At 58.7% G+C, this 2,375-nt stretch carries 3 protein-coding genes and 2 pseudogenes; 3 read left to right on the top strand and 2 right to left on the bottom strand.

The window, feature by feature from the left end; genetic code table 11:
• Both HCN58_RS35155 and HCN58_RS37770 read left to right on the top strand, forming a co-directional pair.
• On the top strand, nucleotides 1-662 hold a 662-nt coding region (locus HCN58_RS35155; protein WP_283814708.1), incomplete at its 5' end, for a carbamoyltransferase C-terminal domain-containing protein.
• A 29-nt stretch (nucleotides 663-691) separates the two neighbouring features.
• Nucleotides 692-1,030, top strand: a pseudogene (locus HCN58_RS37770) (nodulation factor ABC transporter ATP-binding protein NodI); the annotation flags it as partial.
• Nucleotides 1,031-1,479: 449 nt separating this feature from the next.
• Here HCN58_RS37770 and HCN58_RS37305 read toward each other — a convergent pair.
• Nucleotides 1,480-1,668, bottom strand: coding sequence for an Lrp/AsnC family transcriptional regulator (locus HCN58_RS37305; RefSeq protein ID WP_311966949.1), 189 nt, complete (start codon nucleotides 1,666-1,668; stop codon nucleotides 1,480-1,482).
• Between the two features lie 106 nt (nucleotides 1,669-1,774).
• Here HCN58_RS37305 and HCN58_RS37000 point away from each other — a divergent pair, with 106 nt between their 5' ends.
• Complete coding sequence (locus HCN58_RS37000; protein ID WP_283814707.1) at nucleotides 1,775-1,909, top strand: hypothetical protein; 135 nt, start codon at nucleotides 1,775-1,777, stop codon at nucleotides 1,907-1,909.
• Between the two features lie 169 nt (nucleotides 1,910-2,078).
• Here the strand turns inward: HCN58_RS37000 and HCN58_RS35140 are convergent.
• Nucleotides 2,079-2,375, bottom strand: a pseudogene (locus HCN58_RS35140) (IS630 family transposase); the annotation flags it as partial.

Raw genomic sequence — 2,375 nt, 5'->3', positions numbered from 1 at the left:
GCGGGGCGGCAATAGGTGCTGCTTGCTCCGCAATGGCGGCGGACAGAGGCTTCGTGCCCCTGGAATGGTCAGTCTACAGTGGCCCGGCTCTGGTACCCAGCGACGTGCCGCCCGAATGGGAGGCCGCCCCGTGCAGCGTGCATGAAGTTGCGATCATCCTCGCGAGCAACAAGCCCGTGGTGTTCCTTGCCGGTCGCGCCGAGCTTGGACCTCGGGCATTGGGTAGCAGAAGCATTCTTGCAGCCGCGACATCGGCGGGAATGAAGGACCATCTCAACGACATCAAACTTCGCGAGCAGTTCCGGCCAGTAGCGCCAATATGCCTAGAAGATCGTGCGCCGGATATTTTCAACCCAGGAACGCCGGATCCTTACATGCTGTTCGATCACGAGACACGGGCGGAATGGCGGGACAAAATCCCCGCAGTTGTACATCTCGACGGATCTGCGCGATTGCAGACCATTGCTAGAGCATCTCAGCACAAGGTCGCTGCGCTTCTGGTCGAGTATGAAAAGCTCACGGGCATTCCGCTGCTTTGCAATACGAGCGCCAACCACCATGGGCGTGGATTCTTCCCGGATGTCGCATCAGCCTGCCAGTGGGGACGCGTTGAACACATTTGGTCCGACGGCGTGCTGTGGACCAAAAAACCTCAGAACTGAGCTATCACGGCCCGACCGTGTTTTCAAAGATGAGGCTGTCCACGCTACCAATCGACCTTGCCAGCGTAAAAAACGACAAAACCGTTGCGATCGGCTGTCGTTCACCGTTGCCCGGGAGAGTGCTTCGGTCTGCTAGAACCAAACGGGCGGCGCGCGCGAGAGCGCGGTTGCCGCGCGGTCTCGGCACGGTACGGCAGATCATTGCGTGCGGCGAGCCGGCGCGCGCTCGCCTGGCACGCCGGCGCATCGGCGTAGTCCTGCAGTTCGACAACCCCGAACCCGCGTTCACCCTACGCGAGAAAGTGCTGGTGTTCGGGCGCTGCTTCAGAATGAGTGCACGCGAGGTCGAAGCAGTCACGCGGTCACTGCGGGCAAGGCGCTTCTTTTGACCCGACGTGCGGCGCATGCTGGAGTGGCGCCGCTGCACGCGGAGCTGCCCTGTCCGGAGCGCGCTGACGCAAGCATCCGGCTGCGCTGAGCGCGAACTCACTGACAGCACGTGACGATCGCCACGACAGCAGCATAAAGGCGCGACAATACGGGTTTTTTGCGTCCTTTGCGACTGAGCGATGCACGCAATACCAGCATCAATCCTGGGCGGAGCCTCAATTAAAACGGCAAACCCCGCGTTTAGGCGCTCCATTATGAACTTGGCCCCTTGACAACTGGGTTCTCATAGAAGAAGCGGCGGGTGAGCTGTTCAATCTTCCGTGCTACGCACGGTATTGAGGACAAAGTCAGCGTCACTGGTAGCGATCCATTGAGGACGATTTGATGGCGTTCTTGATGTCATCAATTATGTCTGAACGATCCCGCTTCAGGCCGACCAGCACAAGCATTTCAATAGGTTTAACTGCCGCCTTCGCCGAAACGATTGAGACATCGGCTTCGATAACGCCCGCCCTTCGAACGGAGCCTCCTCAGTCGTTCGTTGACATGTGGTAGCAGAGAGCCCGACCAGTTCGCCAACCACCTCGAATGTTAGACGGTTGTTGTTTTGAACAATCTCGAGGATACGGGGTGTCTATTCAATGTATTGCACAATCGGCTACAGGACCTCGTGAATTTCGACGCAAACTGACTGCTTGATGCTGGAAGGAGTCCGGCAATAAATGACCGGACGGGACTTTGAAATGGCTTTTGTTCACGTCGCCGCGATCGTAGCCATGATTCCTTTCGGCATCAGCATGGCGGCGGCCGTGCGCGTTGGCTTGCGCGGTCTTAATCCGGCGCTCGTTGGTCTTTAGGTCTGGTCATCAGCTTGCGGCCTTGCCTTCAACATCGCCAGCACGAGGGGCAGTAGCTTGTACGTCTTGAAGGATGAGCAGGGGCTTCGATCATTAGAGCATGATGAGATTAGGTTTGTTCATATCCGGCATTGGCGAAGTAATTGGCGCGCTCGGCCGGTGAGACGGCCTCGATGAACCACGGAGCGGTGATGCGATCGTGGCGCAAAGCGGCGATGAAGGTCATGGTGCGCCAGCGGCCGTGCGGCACCTTGGATGTGATGCGTTGACCGCGCGGCGCCCAGCCCCGCAGCGGCGCCATATTGGTTTTGGTCCAGGTCTCATCGATGAACACCAGGCGAGTGGGATCGATCCGATCCCGATACTTGGTCCACTGCGCCTGCCGACGCGCGACATCGGGACGGTCCTGCTCGGCGGCAATCAGCGTCTTTTTTTGTAACTGAGCTTCTCAGCGTGGACGAACTCC

Source organism: Bradyrhizobium australiense, from assembly GCF_013114825.1.
In the GTDB taxonomy this organism is placed as follows: Bacteria; Pseudomonadota; Alphaproteobacteria; order Rhizobiales; family Xanthobacteraceae; genus Bradyrhizobium; species Bradyrhizobium australiense.
This window is presented reverse-complemented; position numbering and strand designations above follow the sequence as displayed.

Bases quoted from the DNA above. Each gene is read 5' to 3' on its own strand.
- HCN58_RS37000 (WP_283814707.1), top strand. From the start codon at position 1,775: ATGACCGGACGGGACTTTGAAATGGCTTTTGTTCACGTCGCCGCGATC.